Annotated in this window: 16 protein-coding genes; 14 read left to right on the top strand and 2 right to left on the bottom strand. The window is 64.9% G+C overall.

Annotated elements, in window-relative coordinates:
• Positions 1–12 precede the first annotated feature (12 nt).
• Together V8U06_RS03525 and V8U06_RS03520 are read left to right on the top strand one after the other, a co-directional pair.
• Complete coding sequence (locus V8U06_RS03525; RefSeq protein ID WP_427139513.1) at positions 13–573, top strand: RBBP9/YdeN family alpha/beta hydrolase; 561 nt, start codon at positions 13–15, stop codon at positions 571–573.
• Positions 574–659: 86 nt separating this feature from the next.
• Positions 660–3,248, top strand: a complete 2,589-nt coding sequence (locus V8U06_RS03520; protein ID WP_427139512.1) for a sensor domain-containing protein — start codon at positions 660–662, stop codon at positions 3,246–3,248.
• A 61-nt stretch (positions 3,249–3,309) separates the two neighbouring features.
• On the opposite strand, the gene V8U06_RS03515 is transcribed toward V8U06_RS03520, so the two are convergent.
• Entirely contained in the window at positions 3,310–3,630 is a 321-nt protein-coding gene (locus V8U06_RS03515) for a DUF1476 domain-containing protein (protein WP_226918875.1), read from the bottom strand.
• Positions 3,631–3,854: 224 nt separating this feature from the next.
• On the opposite strand from V8U06_RS03515, the gene purC reads away from it, so the two are divergent.
• The 4 genes from purC to V8U06_RS03495 all read left to right on the top strand — a co-directional run bounded on the left by purC (position 3,855) and on the right by V8U06_RS03495 (position 6,310).
• The gene (gene purC, locus V8U06_RS03510; RefSeq protein WP_226918874.1) at positions 3,855–4,619 is read left to right on the top strand and encodes a phosphoribosylaminoimidazolesuccinocarboxamide synthase; all 765 of its coding nucleotides are present in this window, start codon (positions 3,855–3,857) and stop codon (positions 4,617–4,619) included.
• Between the two features lie 28 nt (positions 4,620–4,647).
• A complete protein-coding gene (purS, locus tag V8U06_RS03505) occupies positions 4,648–4,890 on the top strand; it encodes a phosphoribosylformylglycinamidine synthase subunit PurS (RefSeq protein ID WP_226918873.1) in 243 nt (80 codons plus the stop codon).
• Between the two features lie 265 nt (positions 4,891–5,155).
• A complete protein-coding gene (gene purQ / locus V8U06_RS03500) occupies positions 5,156–5,827 on the top strand; it encodes a phosphoribosylformylglycinamidine synthase subunit PurQ (protein ID WP_427139511.1) in 672 nt (223 codons plus the stop codon).
• Positions 5,828–5,917: 90 nt separating this feature from the next.
• Positions 5,918–6,310, top strand: coding sequence for a hypothetical protein (locus V8U06_RS03495; protein ID WP_427139510.1), 393 nt, complete (start codon positions 5,918–5,920; stop codon positions 6,308–6,310).
• A gap of 6 nt (positions 6,311–6,316) precedes the next feature.
• On the opposite strand, the gene V8U06_RS03490 is transcribed toward V8U06_RS03495, so the two are convergent.
• Positions 6,317–6,541 carry a DUF1127 domain-containing protein gene (locus tag V8U06_RS03490; protein WP_427139509.1) on the bottom strand — a complete coding sequence of 75 codons (225 nt, stop codon included), beginning with the start codon at positions 6,539–6,541 and terminating at the stop codon, positions 6,317–6,319.
• Between the two features lie 94 nt (positions 6,542–6,635).
• On the opposite strand from V8U06_RS03490, the gene V8U06_RS03485 reads away from it, so the two are divergent.
• From V8U06_RS03485 to V8U06_RS03450, 8 genes are all read left to right on the top strand, one after another.
• The gene (locus tag V8U06_RS03485) at positions 6,636–8,057 is read left to right on the top strand and encodes a PLP-dependent aminotransferase family protein (protein ID WP_427139508.1); all 1,422 of its coding nucleotides are present in this window, start codon (positions 6,636–6,638) and stop codon (positions 8,055–8,057) included.
• A 102-nt stretch (positions 8,058–8,159) separates the two neighbouring features.
• The gene (gene purL / locus V8U06_RS03480; RefSeq protein ID WP_427139507.1) at positions 8,160–10,379 is read left to right on the top strand and encodes a phosphoribosylformylglycinamidine synthase subunit PurL; all 2,220 of its coding nucleotides are present in this window, start codon (positions 8,160–8,162) and stop codon (positions 10,377–10,379) included.
• Positions 10,380–10,677: 298 nt separating this feature from the next.
• Positions 10,678–10,911: a BolA/IbaG family iron-sulfur metabolism protein gene (locus V8U06_RS03475; RefSeq protein WP_119258334.1), complete on the top strand. Its 234-nt coding sequence runs from the start codon at positions 10,678–10,680 to the stop codon at positions 10,909–10,911.
• A gap of 6 nt (positions 10,912–10,917) precedes the next feature.
• Entirely contained in the window at positions 10,918–11,178 is a 261-nt protein-coding gene (locus V8U06_RS03470; RefSeq protein WP_226918867.1) for a hypothetical protein, read from the top strand.
• A gap of 22 nt (positions 11,179–11,200) precedes the next feature.
• Positions 11,201–11,641: a hypothetical protein gene (locus V8U06_RS03465; protein WP_427139506.1), complete on the top strand. Its 441-nt coding sequence runs from the start codon at positions 11,201–11,203 to the stop codon at positions 11,639–11,641.
• Between the two features lie 119 nt (positions 11,642–11,760).
• Positions 11,761–12,096: a Grx4 family monothiol glutaredoxin gene (gene grxD / locus V8U06_RS03460; protein ID WP_226918865.1), complete on the top strand. Its 336-nt coding sequence runs from the start codon at positions 11,761–11,763 to the stop codon at positions 12,094–12,096.
• Positions 12,097–12,220: 124 nt separating this feature from the next.
• Complete coding sequence (locus V8U06_RS03455) at positions 12,221–13,426, top strand: multidrug effflux MFS transporter (protein WP_427139584.1); 1,206 nt, start codon at positions 12,221–12,223, stop codon at positions 13,424–13,426.
• Positions 13,427–13,521: 95 nt separating this feature from the next.
• Entirely contained in the window at positions 13,522–14,157 is a 636-nt protein-coding gene (locus V8U06_RS03450) for a glutathione S-transferase family protein (protein ID WP_427139505.1), read from the top strand.
• Positions 14,158–14,222: the final 65 nt, after the last annotated feature.

The following is a 14,222-nucleotide window of genomic DNA, read 5'->3' as shown; positions in this document are numbered from 1 at the left end:
ACATGCCGGCGCATGAAAGCGTCAGAAGCAGAAATCCTCATCGTCCCCGGCTACACCAATTCCGGCCCCGAACACTGGCAGACCCGCTGGCAGTCCAAGCTCGCCTCGGCGCGCCGCGTGGAGCAGGCGGAATGGACGAAGCCCGTGCGCGAGGACTGGGTGCAGCGCGTGATCGACGAGGTCGCGGCCGCGACCAAGCCCGTGGTGCTCGTCGCCCATTCGCTGGGCGTCGCGGCGGCCATCCATGCCGCGCCGCATCTCGGCAACAAGGTCGCCGGCGCCTTTCTCGTTTCGCCGCCCGATGTCGCCAATCCGGAGATCCGCCCGAAGCATCTGATGACCTTCGGCCCCTATCCGCGCGACCCGCTGCCCTTCCCGTCCCTCGTCGTGGCGAGCCGCAACGATCCCTTCGGCACCTACGAACATGCGGACGACATGGCCGCCGCCTGGGGAGCATTGATGCTGGACGCCGGTGAAGCCGGACATATCAATGCCGAATCCGGCCACGGCCCCTGGCCGGAGGGCACGATGGTCTTCGCTCAGTTCCTCGGCAAGCTGAAGGCGCCGGACTGAGCGCCGCCTGAGGTTTCTCATTAAGAGGAATTTCATAGAAATCCGGCACGCTGAGGCGATTGTGTTCATTGCAGGCGCCGCGTTTCATGGCCAAACCGTCCGGTTCGACCTCTACTGCCGTGCGAGAAGCGGACCGGGAGCCGTTCTATCGCCGCCTGTTTGCGCGTTCCGGTTTCGGCTTTGTCGCCCTCGATGCGGAAGGCCGCATCACCGACGCCAACACCACCTTCCTCAAATCCCTCGGCATCGCCTCGCGCGCGCAGCTTTCGACCTTCGAAGCCTGCGTCTCGCCCAAGGATCGCCCCATCCTCGCCTTCGCCCTCGGCGCGACCATGGTGGAAGAGGCGCCGTGGGAAATCCGCCTGCAGCGGCCGAACGGCGACGACATATGGGTGCTCGCCTCCTTCATCGCACCGCCCGTCCTGCCGGGTGAGGACGACACGCCTGTCCTGATCGTCCAGACCATCGACATCGACGAGCGCAAGCGCAACGCGCTGGACCTCGCCGAGCGGGAAAGCCGCTGGAACCATGCGCTGGAATCCGCCGGCCAGGGCGTCTGGGACCACGATTTTGCGCATGGCGACCTCTTCTACTCCCGCCAGTGGCGCGCGATCCGCGGCCTGCAGCCGAACGATCCCATCGAGGCCTCGCTCGAAAGCTGGATCCAGACGGTGCACCCGGACGACCGCGCCCATGTGCTGCTGCAGATCGCCAAGCAGGAAAGCGGCGAAGCCGCCTTCAACGTCTTCAGCTATCGCGAACGCCACAAGGACGGGCGCTGGATCTGGATCGAGAGCCGCGGCGCCGTGGTGGAATACGGCGCGGACGGCAAGCCGGTGCGCATCGCCGGCACCGACACCGACATCACCGAACGCAAGGAAGCCGAAGAGCAGCTTGCGCAGGTATCCCGCCGGCTGGAACTGGCGCTCGACGTCTCTCGCATCGGCGTCTTCGACGTCAACCTGCGCACCTCCGACGTGCGCTGGGACGACCGCATGATCGAGATGTACGGCCTGACGGAAGAGCCCAACGCCAGCACCTGGGAGCGCGCGCTTCACCCCGCGGACCGGCGCATGGCCTCGGCGCGGGTCAGCGACGGCATCTTCCGCGGCCAGGACTTCGCCAACGAATTCCGCATCGTGCGCGGCGATGGCGAAATCCGCCACATCCGCGGCCGCGCCGCCCACTATGTCGACACGACCGGCGCCCCCCGCCTCATCGGCGCGAACTGGGACGTGACGGACGATGTGCGGCTGCAGGAGGAACTGAAGCGCGCCAAGGAACTCGCCGAGGCGCGCAGCGACGAACTGGAAGCCGCCCGGGCGCGCATCGAATACACCGCGCTGCACGATCATCTGACGGGCCTGCCGAACCGGCGCTATCTCGATGCCACCATCGAAAAGGAAGCCGACGCGGCCCAGCAGGCCGGCACGCGCCTTGCCGTGCTCCATATCGACCTCGACCGCTTCAAGGAGATCAACGACACGCTCGGCCATCTTGCCGGCGACCAGATGCTGGTCCATGCCGCGCAGGTGCTGAACACGCTGGCGGCGCCCGGCGACTTTGTCGCGCGCATCGGCGGCGACGAATTCGTGTTCCTTCCCGCAGGCTCCGGCGGTCGCAACCTTTCCACGCTGGCCGAAGCCATCGTGGAGGCCATGCGCAAGCCCGTCACCTTCAACGGCCATGTCTGCCGCTTCGGCGCCAGCGTCGGCATCGCCAGCCAGTCGGGCGCGGCCATCGACGCCAAGCAGCTGCTCGTCAACGCGGACCTTGCCCTCTACCGCGCCAAGAACCGTGGCCGCAGCCGGCACGAATTCTTCACCAGCGATTTCCAGGCGCAGATCATCGTCAACAAGCAGACCGCCGACGACATCCTCTCCGGCATCGAGCAGCGCCGCTTCCTGCCCTGGTACCAGCCGCAGTTCTGCGCCCGCACGCTCGACATCGTCGGCGTCGAGACGCTGGCGCGCTGGGATCATCCGACCCGCGGCATTCTCACGCCCGACACCTTCCTCAAGATCGCCGAAGACCTCGATTGCGTGGCGATGATCGACCGGATCGTGCTGGAAAAATCCCTCGCCGATTTCGCCCTCTGGCAGGACCAGGGGCTCGGCATCGGGAAGATTTCGGCCAATGTCTCGTCCAAGCGCCTGCACGACCCGGACCTCGGCCACTCCCTGCGCACGCTGGACATCAAGCCGCAGTCGCTCTCCTTCGAATTGCTGGAATCCATCTTCCTCGACGACTGCGACCGCACGGTGCTGGAAAACCTCGCCGAGATGCGCAAGCTCGGCATCGACATCGAGATCGACGATTTCGGCACCGGTCACGCCTCCATCGTCAGCCTGATGAAGCTGAGCCCCCGCCGCCTCAAGATCGACCGGCAGCTCGTCAAGCCCGTCAGCCGCTCGCCCGGCCAGCGCAAGCTCGTCGGCACCATCGTGGAAATCGGCCGCTCGCTGAACATCGAGGTGGTCGCGGAAGGCGTGGAAACGCCCTCGCACGTCGCCATCATGCGCGACCTCGGCTGCGATATCCTTCAGGGCTACGCCCTTGCCCGCCCCATGCCGGCGGCCGCAATTCCCGAATTCGTCAAGCGGGGGGAATGGCGCGCCCAGGCCGGCAACGTGCGAGACCTCCAGAACGAAATCCGCCGCGCCGTCACCCGGTAGAAACGAAAAAGCCGCCCGGCAGGACCGGGCGGCCTCGAAAAATGCGCTATCGCGCCGTCGATCAGCCGGCTTCGACCTGCGAGACGGCGACGGCCAGCAATTCGATCATCTGCACGCGGATCTCGTCTTCGCTGCGGACAACGCCGCCAGCGTCGAAATCGGCCTTGACCTTGCGCACGACGTCTTCATGGCCGACTTCCTCGAAATCGGCGGCGACAACGTCCTTGGCATAGGCATCCGCTGCATCGCCCGTCTTGCCGAGCAGGCCGGCGGCCCACAGGCCCACCAGCTTGTTGCGGCGTGCCTCGGCCTTGAAGCGCAGCTCCTCGTCCAGAGCGAACTTGGCCTCGAAGGCCTTTTCCCGATCCTGCATGCTGCTCATCTATGGCTCCCGTAGATTCTCTTTCCCGTTGGGTTCAGAGCCCATAAATCAAAACGGACGGAAAAGTGCAATGCGAACTTTCGTGAGCGGCTGCTCCGGCACGCAAAGGCCGGAAAACGGGGGATCGGGCGGAACGCCGATTGTTAAACTGCGGCATTTCGTTTATGGAGCCGGAAACAAATGACACCTGCGCGACCCAAGCGCGCCAACAAAGAGAAAAATCCATGAACCGTCGCCGCCGTATCTACGAGGGCAAGGCCAAGATTCTCTATGAGGGTCCCGAGCCGGGCACGCTGATCCAGTTCTTCAAGGACGACGCCACCGCCTTCAACAAGAAGAAGCACGATGTCATCGACGGAAAGGGCGTTCTGAACAACCGCATTTCCGAATACCTCTTCACGCAGCTCAACAAGATGGGCATCCCGACCCACTTCATCCGCCGCCTCAACATGCGCGAGCAGCTGATCAAGGAAGTCGAGATCATTCCGCTCGAAGTGGTCGTGCGCAACGTCGCCGCCGGCTCGCTGTCGAAGCGCCTCGGCATCGAGGAAGGCACCGTTCTGCCGCGCTCGATCATCGAATTCTATTTCAAGGCCGACGCGCTCGAGGACCCGATGGTCTCCGAGGAGCACATCACGGCCTTCGGCTGGGCGAGCCCCCAGGAACTCGACGACATCATGGCGCTTGCCATCCGCGTCAACGACTTCCTCTCCGGCCTCTTCCTCGGCGTCGGCATCCAGCTCGTCGATTTCAAGATCGAATGCGGCCGCCTCTTTGAAGGCGACATGATGCGCATCATCATCGCCGACGAGATCTCGCCCGACAGCTGCCGCCTCTGGGACATCGCCACCCAGGAGAAGATGGACAAGGACCGCTTCCGCCGCGATCTCGGCGGGCTTCTGGAAGCCTATCAGGAAGTGGCCCGCCGTCTCGGCATCATCAACGAGAACGAGCCCGTGCGCGGCACCGGCCCGGTTCTGGTGAAGTAACACGCTCCCAAGGATGGAACGGAAAAACATGATCAAGGCACGCGTAACGGTTACGCTCAAGAACGGTGTTCTCGACCCGCAGGGCAAGGCCATCGAAGGCGCTCTCGGCAGCCTCGGTTTCGACGGCGTCGGCCAGGTCCGCCAGGGCAAGGTCTTCGACCTCGAAGTCCAGACCGCCGACCGCGCCAAGGCGGAAGCCGACCTCAAGGCCATGTGCGAGAAGCTCCTGGCCAACACGGTAATCGAGAACTACACGATCGCCCTCGCCTGACGGCTGGGGAGATCGACAATGGCAGGGGTGACGAGCGAACTGCTCTTGGAAGCGCCGGCGAGCCTCCATGCCCGAACGGGCGTAGCGGACTTTCCGATCTTCGCAGCGACATGATCACGATGCGCGCAGCAATCGTGACGGTCCGGCAGAACGTTCCTCCCATCTGTTTGCGCCTGGATCGCGTGGACCGGCGCCTCGACCGTATCGAAAACCGCCTCGAACCGCGTGAATTCGCCGAGGCACAGGCAAGGTTTGAACCACACCCATGAAGTCCGCCGTCGTCCAACTTCCAGGCCTCAACCGCGACCGCGACATGATCGCGGCGCTGACCAAGATCTCCGGCCAGGCGCCGGTTACCGTCTGGCAGACGGAAACGGACCTGCCGGATGTCGACCTCATCGTCATTCCCGGCGGCTTCTCCTACGGCGACTACCTGCGCTGCGGCGCGATTGCCGCCCGCATGCCGGTCATGCAGGCCATCAAGGCGAAGGCGGAAGCCGGCGTGAAGGTTCTCGGCGTGTGCAACGGCTTCCAGATCCTGCTCGAAGCCGGCCTGCTGCCGGGCGCGCTGATGCGCAACGCCTCGCTGAAATTCGTCTGCCGCGAAGTGAAGCTGGAAGTGGCGAATGCCGAGACCGACTTCACCCGCGCCTATGACAAGGGCCAGATCATCCGCTGCCCGGTCGCCCACCACGACGGCAACTTCTTTGCCGACGCCGAGACGCTCGCCGCCATCGAAGGCAACGGCCAGGTCGTCTTCCGCTATGCCGAAGGCACCAACCCGAACGGCTCGCTCAACGACATCGCCGGCGTGATGAACGCCAGGGGCAACGTGCTCGGCCTGATGCCGCATCCGGAAAACCTCATCGAGGCCGCCCATGGCGGTTCCGACGGCCGCGGCCTCTTCGCCTCGGTGCTCGACGTCATCGCTGCGTGAGGGTGTGAACGAAACCCCGCGGGGTTTCGTCAGGCTCTCTTAACCGGCCCTTGCTATCAAGGGCGCATGTCCATCCCCGAAAGGCTTTCCATGCGCCCTCTCCTTTCCGCCAGGCTTCTCCTGCCGCTCGCCATCGCCGCGGCACTGGCCGCCTGCCAGACGAAGACGCCCGCGCCGAAGGCCAATGGCGGCGCGCTGCCGACCATGGAGCGCATCGCGCTTGGGGCGAACAGTTGCTGGTTCAAGTCGGGCGATCCCGCCTTCAAGGCCTATCGCCTCGCGCCGGAACTCAATTCCTTCTCCGGCCGGCCGCGCATTCTCGTCGTGCACCGAAATTCGCCGGAATCGCGCCCGCTGCTCGTCGTGCAGGCGGAAGGCAGCCCGGCGAAGCTCGACGCCTTCGGCCCGATGATGAGCGAACCCGTCGGCGCGCGCGTCGCCACCGATGTCAAGCGTTGGGCCGCCGGCGGCAAGGGTTGCTGAGACGCCTCAGGCGTTCACGTCCCAATAGAAGGACTTGCTCACTTCCCGGCGCGCCTCGCCGCGGCTGATGCCGATGTCGAGAAGCTGCTCGTCCGTGAGATCGAGCAGGCTGCGGCGCGTCTGCCGCAGGACGAACCACGCGCGAAGGGCGCGCCATCCACGCAGGGTGATTGCCTTGAGACTTGCCCCGCCCTTCGGCGCGGCAGGAGCGAATATTGTATCAATTGCCATGATCTTTTCTCCTGAATTGCCACCGGGAGCGTGACAATCGGTGCATTCATGGAATAATTGACTCCCAGAATGGTGCAATGTAAGAATTGCCACCATGACAAATTGGCTCCCCGACCTTCAGGCCTCCGATGGCCCGCTCTATGTTCGCATCGCCGACCAGATCGAGCAGGCAATCAGCGCCGGCGCGCTCGCCGCCGGCAGCAAGCTGCCGCCGCAGCGCAACCTTGCCTACGATGTCGGGGTGACGATCGGCACGGTCAGCCGCGCCTATACGATGGTGCGCGAACGCGGCCTCGTCAGCGGCGAGGTAGGGCGCGGCACCTATGTGCTCGGTTCGCCGCCGGAAGGAGAGCACCCGGCCTCCGTCGATCCCGTCAGCGCCCGGCTGGTCGGCACCCGCGCCGCCCATGCCCCGCCCGGCAAGCTGCGCTTCGATACGACCGCCGCCACCGATGTCGGGCAGTCCTCGGCGATCACCGACCTCGTCTCGGCGCTCTGCCGCGAACAGCCGAACGAGATCGCCAGCTACACCCGCAATTTCCCGCCGCAATGGCTGGAGGCCGGCCGGCGCTGGCTGCGCCAGGGCGATTGGCAGCCGGCCCTCGAAAGCATCGTGCCGACGCTCGGCGCCCATGCCGCCGTCATCGCCGCCGTCTCGGTCATCACCTCGCCCGGCGACCGCATCGTCTTCGAGCACGTCACCTATTCGCAGGTGAGCCGCGGCACGACGCTGATCGGCCGCCAGACGGTGCTCGTCGAGTCGGATGCCGACGGCATCATCCCCGACGATTTCGAGCGGGTCTGCGTGCAGCAGCATCCCAAGCTCGCCTTCCTGATGACCGCGGGCCAGAACCCGACCCTTTCCGTCATGCCGGAGGAGCGCCGCCGGGCGATTGCCGCCATTGCACGGCGGCACAATGTCTTCCTCATCGAGGACAATCTCTATGGCGGCACGATGGAGACGGGCATTCCGCTGCTGGCCGAAATCGCCCCCGATCGCACCTTCCTCGTCGGCGGCCTGTCGAAGAGCGTGGCCGCTGGCGTGCGCGGCGGATGGATCGCCTGCCCGCCGCATCTCGCCCAGCGCGTGCGCATCGCCCACAAGATGGTGAGCGGCGGCCTGCCCTACCTGCTCGCCGAGGTCGGCGCCCGGCTCGTCCTGTCGGGCACGGCGGATGCGATCCGCGCGAAGGTTTCCGAAGAGGTCAGCGCCCGCGAGGCCCATGCCCGCGAAATCTTCGCGGGGCTGGAATTCAATTCGCACCCGCGCGTGCCCTTCCTCTGGCTGAAGCTGCCCGACCCCTGGCTTTCCGGCACTTTCCGGCAGGCGGCCTTCGCCGAGGACATCCTCATCGACGACGAGGACGAGTTCAAGGCCGGGCGCTCGGAGAAGACGTTCCACCGGGTGCGCATCGGCCTTTCCTCGCCGGAGAGCCGGACGGAGGTCGTCAATGGCCTGGTGCGGCTGCGCCGCCTGCTGGAACATGGCCCGACGGGCTATGACAGCCTGGCCTGAAAGCCGCTCTGCCTGTGGCTGGCGGACATTTTCCTGTCGCACTGCAAAGCAGCATAGGCTAAAGAGACCGCAATCCTGCCCTCCACGACAAGACGAGCGACGATGACCATCTCAAACACCCGCCCGATCACCCCGGAGCTGATTGCCGCCCACGGGCTGAAGCCGGATGAATACGACCGCATCCTCTCGCTGATCGGCCGCGAGCCGACCTTCACGGAACTTGGCATCTTCTCGGCCATGTGGAACGAGCACTGCTCGTACAAGTCCTCCAAGCGCTGGCTGCGCACGCTGCCGACCAAGGGGCCGCGCGTCATCCAGGGTCCCGGCGAAAATGCCGGCGTGGTGGATATCGATGACGGCGACTGCGTCGTCTTCAAGATGGAGAGCCACAACCACCCGTCCTATATCGAGCCCTACCAGGGCGCGGCGACCGGCGTCGGCGGCATCCTGCGCGACGTCTTCACCATGGGCGCCCGCCCGGTGGCGGCGATGAACGCGCTGCGCTTCGGCGAACCGGATCATCCGAAGACCCGCCACCTCGTCTCCGGCGTCGTTGCCGGCGTCGGCGGCTACGGCAATTCCTTCGGCGTGCCGACCGTCGGCGGCGAAGTGGAATTCGACCAGCGCTACAACGGCAACATCCTCGTCAACGCCTTTGCGGCCGGCCTCGCCAAGTCCGACGCGATCTTCTATTCCAAGGCCGAAGGCCTCGGCCTGCCCGTCGTCTATCTCGGCGCCAAGACCGGCCGTGACGGCGTCGGCGGCGCGACCATGGCCTCGGCCGAATTCGACGAATCCATCGAGGAAAAGCGTCCGACCGTCCAGGTCGGCGACCCCTTCACCGAAAAGTGCCTGCTGGAAGCCTGCCTCGAACTGATGCAGACCGGCGCGGTCATCGCCATCCAGGACATGGGCGCGGCCGGTCTCACCTGCTCGGCCGTCGAAATGGGCGCCAAGGGCGACCTCGGCATCGAGCTGAACCTCGATCTCGTGCCGGTCCGCGAAGAGCAGATGACCGCCTACGAAATGATGCTGTCGGAAAGCCAGGAGCGCATGCTCATGGTGCTGAAGCCGGAGAAGGAAGGCGAAGCGAAGGCGATCTTCGTCAAGTGGGGCCTCGACTTCGCCATCGTCGGCAAGACCACCGACGATCTGCGCTTCCGCATCCTGCACCAGGGCGAGGAAGTCGCGAACCTGCCGATCAAGGAACTGGGCGACGAAGCCCCCGAATACGACCGTCCCTGGCGCGAGCCGGGCAAGCCCGCCCCGCTGCCGGCCAATCTCGTTGCCGAGCCTGCCGATTACGCCGAGGCCGTGCTGAAACTCGTCGGCTCGCCGAACCAGTCGAGCCGCCGCTGGGTCTATGAGCAGTACGACACGCTCATCCAGGGCAATTCGCTGCAGATCCCCGGCGGCGACGCCGGCGTCGTGCGCGTCGAGGGCCACGCCACCAAGGCGCTCGCCTTCTCCTCCGACGTGACGCCGCGTTATGTCGAGGCCGATCCCTTCGAGGGCGGCAAGCAGGCCGTCGCCGAATGCTGGCGCAACATCACGGCGACCGGCGCCGAGCCGCTCGCATCCACCGACAACCTGAACTTCGGCAACCCGGAAAAGCCCGAGATCATGGGCCAGTTCGTCAAGGCCATCCAGGGCATCGGCGAAGCCTGCCGCGCGCTCGACTTCCCGATCGTCTCCGGCAACGTCTCGCTCTATAACGAGACCAACGGTATCGCGATCCTGCCGACCCCGACCATTGCCGGCGTCGGCCTCCTGCCCGACTGGTCCGCCATGGCCAAGATCGGTGGCGCGAAGGACGGCGACCATCTGCTCCTGATCGGCACCGACGGCAGCCATCTCGGCCAGTCCGTCTATCTGCGCGATGTCATCGGCAAGATCGACGGCCCGGCGCCTGAAGTCGACCTGCATGCCGAACGCCGCAACGGCGATTTCGTGCGCTCGGCCATCCGCAACGGCCAGGTCACCGCCTGCCACGACATTTCCTCCGGCGGCCTTGCCGTCGCCCTGGCGGAAATGGCGATGTCCTCCGGCAAGGGCGCGACGGTCGATCTCTCCGAGGCGAATGGCCCGGCCCATGCGCTGCTCTTCGGTGAAGACCAGGCCCGTTACGTCATCGCCGTTCCGGCCGATCTCGCCAACTTCGTCTCGGCCAATGCGGAAGGCGCGGGCGTACCGTTCCGTCGCCTCGGCACGGTCGGCGGCGACGCGCTTTCCGTCGGCGACCTCTTCTCGCTGCCGGTTGCCAGCCTGAAGACGGCCCATGAAGCCTGGTTCCCGGAATTCATGGACGGCAAGGCTGCCTGATCGGAACGATTGACGCAAGGCATCGGGCGGGCTCGTGGTTCTACGGAACGATGGGCCCGCTTCCTTTTGAGCGGGCGGGATGCCGCGCGCCGCGATGCACGGTTTGCCTGTTGTCCATTTCCAGTCTCCCTGTTGCGGAGGCTATGGCGTAGAGCGGCGCGACATCCGTCTCAATCGGCGATGACGCAGCGTGATTCTGCGCGATTGCAGAAGACGGGGAACCTCGACCTCTGCGATTGACCTTTCCGGATGTTCGCCACTATCCTGCACGGGCAATAACGGAATCGGAGACTTCACCGTGGCAATGAGCGCCGGCGACATCGAAACACTCATCAAGCAAGGCATTCCGGACGCCAAGGTGACGATCCGCGACCTTGCCGGCGACGGCGATCATTATGCAGCCGAGGTGGTCGCGGAGAGCTTCCGCGGCAAGAGCCGGGTGCAGCAGCATCAGATGGTCTATGAAGCGCTGAAGGGCAACATGGGCGGCGTCCTGCATGCCCTCGCCCTGCAGACCTCCGCGCCGGACTGACCTGTCATGTCCGGCCTGCTCAACGAACTCGTCTCCGGCGTGGTCGATGCAGCCCTCAAGGAGGTGCTGAAGAAGACCGGCGTGCGCAAGACCACCACCAAGCGCACGCGCCGCAAGACGACGACGCGCAAGAAGGCCTCCGGCGGCATCCTCGGCGATATCATCGAGGCAGCGCTGAAGCCCGCGAAGAAGACGGCGAAGCGCCCGCGCAAGCAGGTGAGCCGCCGTCGCACGACGGCAAGCCGTTCGCGCCAGCGCAGCCGCTGAGCGAGCGGGAACGGGCCGCGCCGTGACCTTGGAAACAACGCCTGCCCGCAGCCTTCACCCAGGCTTCCTGCGCATCGGCGGCGGCTATCTCCTGGCCGTCGTGACGGCCTCCCTTGTCGTGAACGCGCTCTTTGCCGGGCTGAGCACCGGCAGTGACGAATACCTGCCGTCCTTTCTGATCATCGGCTGCGTCTATACCTTCGTGTGCGCCCTTCCGGGCTTCATCGCCACCGTTCTCGCCGCGCGGTATCTCGGCTTTCAAAATCCGGTCTTCTTCATTCTTGCCGGCGGGCTGGACAGCATTCTGTCGCTGGCGCTTTTCGACGGCTTCGTGGCATCCGAGCGCCTGCTGCTGACGGACAGCTTTGCCTTCATCGCGGTTGCCGGCGGCCTTGCCGGTGGTTTCGTCTACTGGCTGGCGGCGCACCGCCTGCGCGGTACCCGCGCAACACCCCTGAAATGATAAGGTTACCCCTTGCATTTTTTCCAAGGGACTTCTGGCATTTGTCACCCGAGGTTGTTATCTAGGGCGCATGGTTCATCGCATCGGTCCTTGAAGCCGATTTGCTAGGGAATACGGATATGAGCGGCATCCACGATTTCATCGCCAACGAAGTGAAGACCAACGACGTCGTCCTCTTCATGAAGGGCACGCCGGAATTCCCGCAGTGTGGGTTCTCGGGTCAGGTCGTGCAGATCCTCGACTACGTGGGTGTGGACTACAAGGGCATCAACGTGCTCGCCGACGCCGACATCCGCCAGGGCATCAAGGACTATTCCAACTGGCCGACCATCCCGCAGCTTTACGTGAAGGGTGAGTTCGTCGGCGGTTGCGACATCGTGCGCGAGATGTTCCAGTCGGGCGAATTGCAGTCCCATCTTGAGGGACAGGGTATTACGGTCAAGGGCGCTGCCTGACGCTTCACGGTCCCCGGCCGGCAAGCTTTTCAAAGGCGCCGCATAACAGCGGCGCCTTATCTCTTTAATGGATCAAATTGATATGTCTGGACTTTCCCCTGAATCGGCCCAGCGCCTCAAAGGCATGGGCAAGATAGAATTCATTGCGCTCATGGCGCTTCTGATGGCGCTCAACGCACTTGCCATCGACATCATGCTGCCCGGTCTCCAGGAGATCGGCGCCAGCCTCGGCGTCGAGAACGAGAACCATCGGCAGTATGTCATTTCCGCCTACCTGATCGGCTTCGCCTTCGCGCAGCTCGCCTACGGCCCGGTATCCGACCGCTTCGGCCGCCGCGTGCCCATGTTCATCGGCCTTGCCATCTATATCGTGTCGTCGCTCTGCGCGATCCTCGTGCCGAGCTTCGCCGCGCTTCTCGCGCTGCGCTTCATCCAGGGCATCGGCTCGGCCGCCATGCGCGTCATCACCGTCTCCATCGTCCGCGATATCTTCGGCGGGCGCGCGATGGCCGAGGTGATGTCGCTGATCATGATGGTCTTCATGGTCGTTCCGGTGCTTGCTCCCGGCACGGGCCAGGTCGTCATGCTGTTCGGCGACTGGCACCTCATCTTCGTCTTCATGGCGGTGATGGCGGCCGTCATCTGGGCCTGGATGTATTTCCGCCTGCCGGAAACGCTGCATCCCGAAGACGTGCGTCCCTTCACGGTGCGCTCGGTCCTCGCCGGCTTCCGCATCGTGCTGACGGACCGTGTGGCCCTCTGCTACACGCTCGCCAGCACCTTCATCTTCGGCGCGCTGTTTGGCTTCATCAACTCCGCGCAGCAGATCTATGTCGGCATCTACGGGCTAGGCGTCTGGTTCCCGGTGGCCTTCGCGGGCGTCGCCGCCTTCATGGCGCTGTCGTCCTTCGTCAATGCCCGCCTGGTCGGCCGGTTCGGCATGCGACGCCTGTCGCATGGCGCGCTGATGGGCTTCCTGGCGGTCAACACGCTCTGGATGCTGCTGACGCTGCTCTGGCCGGGCCACCTGCCCTTCGCGCTGTTCATCGTGCTCTTCGCGCTCTCGATGTTCCAGTTCGGCTGGATCGGCTCGAACTTCAACTCGCTGGCGATGGAGCCGCTCGGCCACGTCGCCGGCACGGCCTCTTCTGTGCTCGGCTTCATGGGCACGGCCGGCGGCACGATCATCGGCGCGATCATTGGCCAGTCCTTCAACGGGACGGCCCTGCCGCTGGTCACGGGCTTCTTCACGCTGTCGATCATCGGCCTGATCTTCGTGCTGATCGCCGAGCGCGGAAAGCTCTTCCAGCCGCACAACAAGCCGGTGTGAACCAACAACAGGCAAGGGCCGGAACCTTCGTTCCGGCCCTTGCAGCCACGCCTTCGAGCCCTATTCTCCCCCTCGCCAGCCGAACGGAGGATGCCATGGCCGAAGAGCTTGTCTTTTACAGCAACCCGATGTCGCGCGGGCGCATCGCACGATGGATGCTGGAGGAAACCGGCGCCCCCTACCGCACGGAATGGCTGACCTTCGAGGGCTCGATGAAGGCGGCCGACTATCTCTCGGTCAATCCCATGGGCAAGGTGCCCGCCATCCGCCACGGCAAGACCGTCGTCACCGAAGCGGCCGCGATCTGCGCCTATCTCGCCGATGCCTTCCCGGAAGCGAACCTCGCACCGCCGACAGATCAGCGCGGCGACTACTATCGTTGGCTGTTCTTCGCCGCAGGTCCACTGGAAATGGCCGTGTCGCTGAAGGCCTTCGGCCTTGCCGTACCGAAGGAGCGCGAGCGCAGCATCGGCTGCGGTAGCTACGAATCCGTGATGGACACGCTCTCCCATGCCGTCACGCGCCAATCCTATATCGCCGGCGACCGCTTCACGGCGGCCGACGTCTATGTCGGCTCCCATATCAGCTGGGGCCTGCAATTCGGCTCGCTCGAGGCACGGCCGGAATTCCAGGCCTATTGGGGCCGGCTCAAGGATCGTCCCGCCTATATCAAGGCGACGGCCATCGACGACGAGGAAATGCATCGCCAGCTTGAGGCGATGAAGACCTAGGCCAGTCGATATTCAGTTCGGGCCGGTCTGCAAGTGGCCTGAACCGAATATCGGCCGGTTTCGGG

This window comes from Shinella sp. G-2 (assembly GCF_050172695.1).
Classification (GTDB): domain Bacteria; phylum Pseudomonadota; class Alphaproteobacteria; order Rhizobiales; family Rhizobiaceae; genus Shinella.
The sequence above is the reverse complement of the archived record's forward strand: the minus strand, read 5'-3'. Positions and strand labels throughout refer to the sequence as shown.

Excerpts from the sequence above, each read along its gene's own strand:
- V8U06_RS03515 (WP_226918875.1), bottom strand. The coding sequence starts at position 3,630 with ATGAGCAGCATGCAGGATCGGGAAAAGGCCTTCGAGGCCAAGTTCGCT.
- V8U06_RS03490 (WP_427139509.1), bottom strand. The coding sequence starts at position 6,541 with ATGGCAATTGATACAATATTCGCTCCTGCCGCGCCGAAGGGCGGGGCA.
- purS (WP_226918873.1), top strand. The coding sequence starts at position 4,648 with ATGATCAAGGCACGCGTAACGGTTACGCTCAAGAACGGTGTTCTCGAC.
- purC (WP_226918874.1), top strand. The coding sequence starts at position 3,855 with ATGAACCGTCGCCGCCGTATCTACGAGGGCAAGGCCAAGATTCTCTAT.
- V8U06_RS03470 (WP_226918867.1), top strand. The coding sequence starts at position 10,918 with ATGTCCGGCCTGCTCAACGAACTCGTCTCCGGCGTGGTCGATGCAGCC.
- purL (WP_427139507.1), top strand. The coding sequence starts at position 8,160 with ATGACCATCTCAAACACCCGCCCGATCACCCCGGAGCTGATTGCCGCC.
- V8U06_RS03455 (WP_427139584.1), top strand. The coding sequence starts at position 12,221 with ATGGGCAAGATAGAATTCATTGCGCTCATGGCGCTTCTGATGGCGCTC.
- V8U06_RS03520 (WP_427139512.1), top strand. The coding sequence starts at position 660 with ATGGCCAAACCGTCCGGTTCGACCTCTACTGCCGTGCGAGAAGCGGAC.
- V8U06_RS03495 (WP_427139510.1), top strand. The coding sequence starts at position 5,918 with ATGCGCCCTCTCCTTTCCGCCAGGCTTCTCCTGCCGCTCGCCATCGCC.
- purQ (WP_427139511.1), top strand. The coding sequence starts at position 5,156 with ATGAAGTCCGCCGTCGTCCAACTTCCAGGCCTCAACCGCGACCGCGAC.
- V8U06_RS03525 (WP_427139513.1), top strand. The coding sequence starts at position 13 with ATGAAAGCGTCAGAAGCAGAAATCCTCATCGTCCCCGGCTACACCAAT.
- grxD (WP_226918865.1), top strand. The coding sequence starts at position 11,761 with ATGAGCGGCATCCACGATTTCATCGCCAACGAAGTGAAGACCAACGAC.
- V8U06_RS03450 (WP_427139505.1), top strand. The coding sequence starts at position 13,522 with ATGGCCGAAGAGCTTGTCTTTTACAGCAACCCGATGTCGCGCGGGCGC.
- V8U06_RS03485 (WP_427139508.1), top strand. The coding sequence starts at position 6,636 with ATGACAAATTGGCTCCCCGACCTTCAGGCCTCCGATGGCCCGCTCTAT.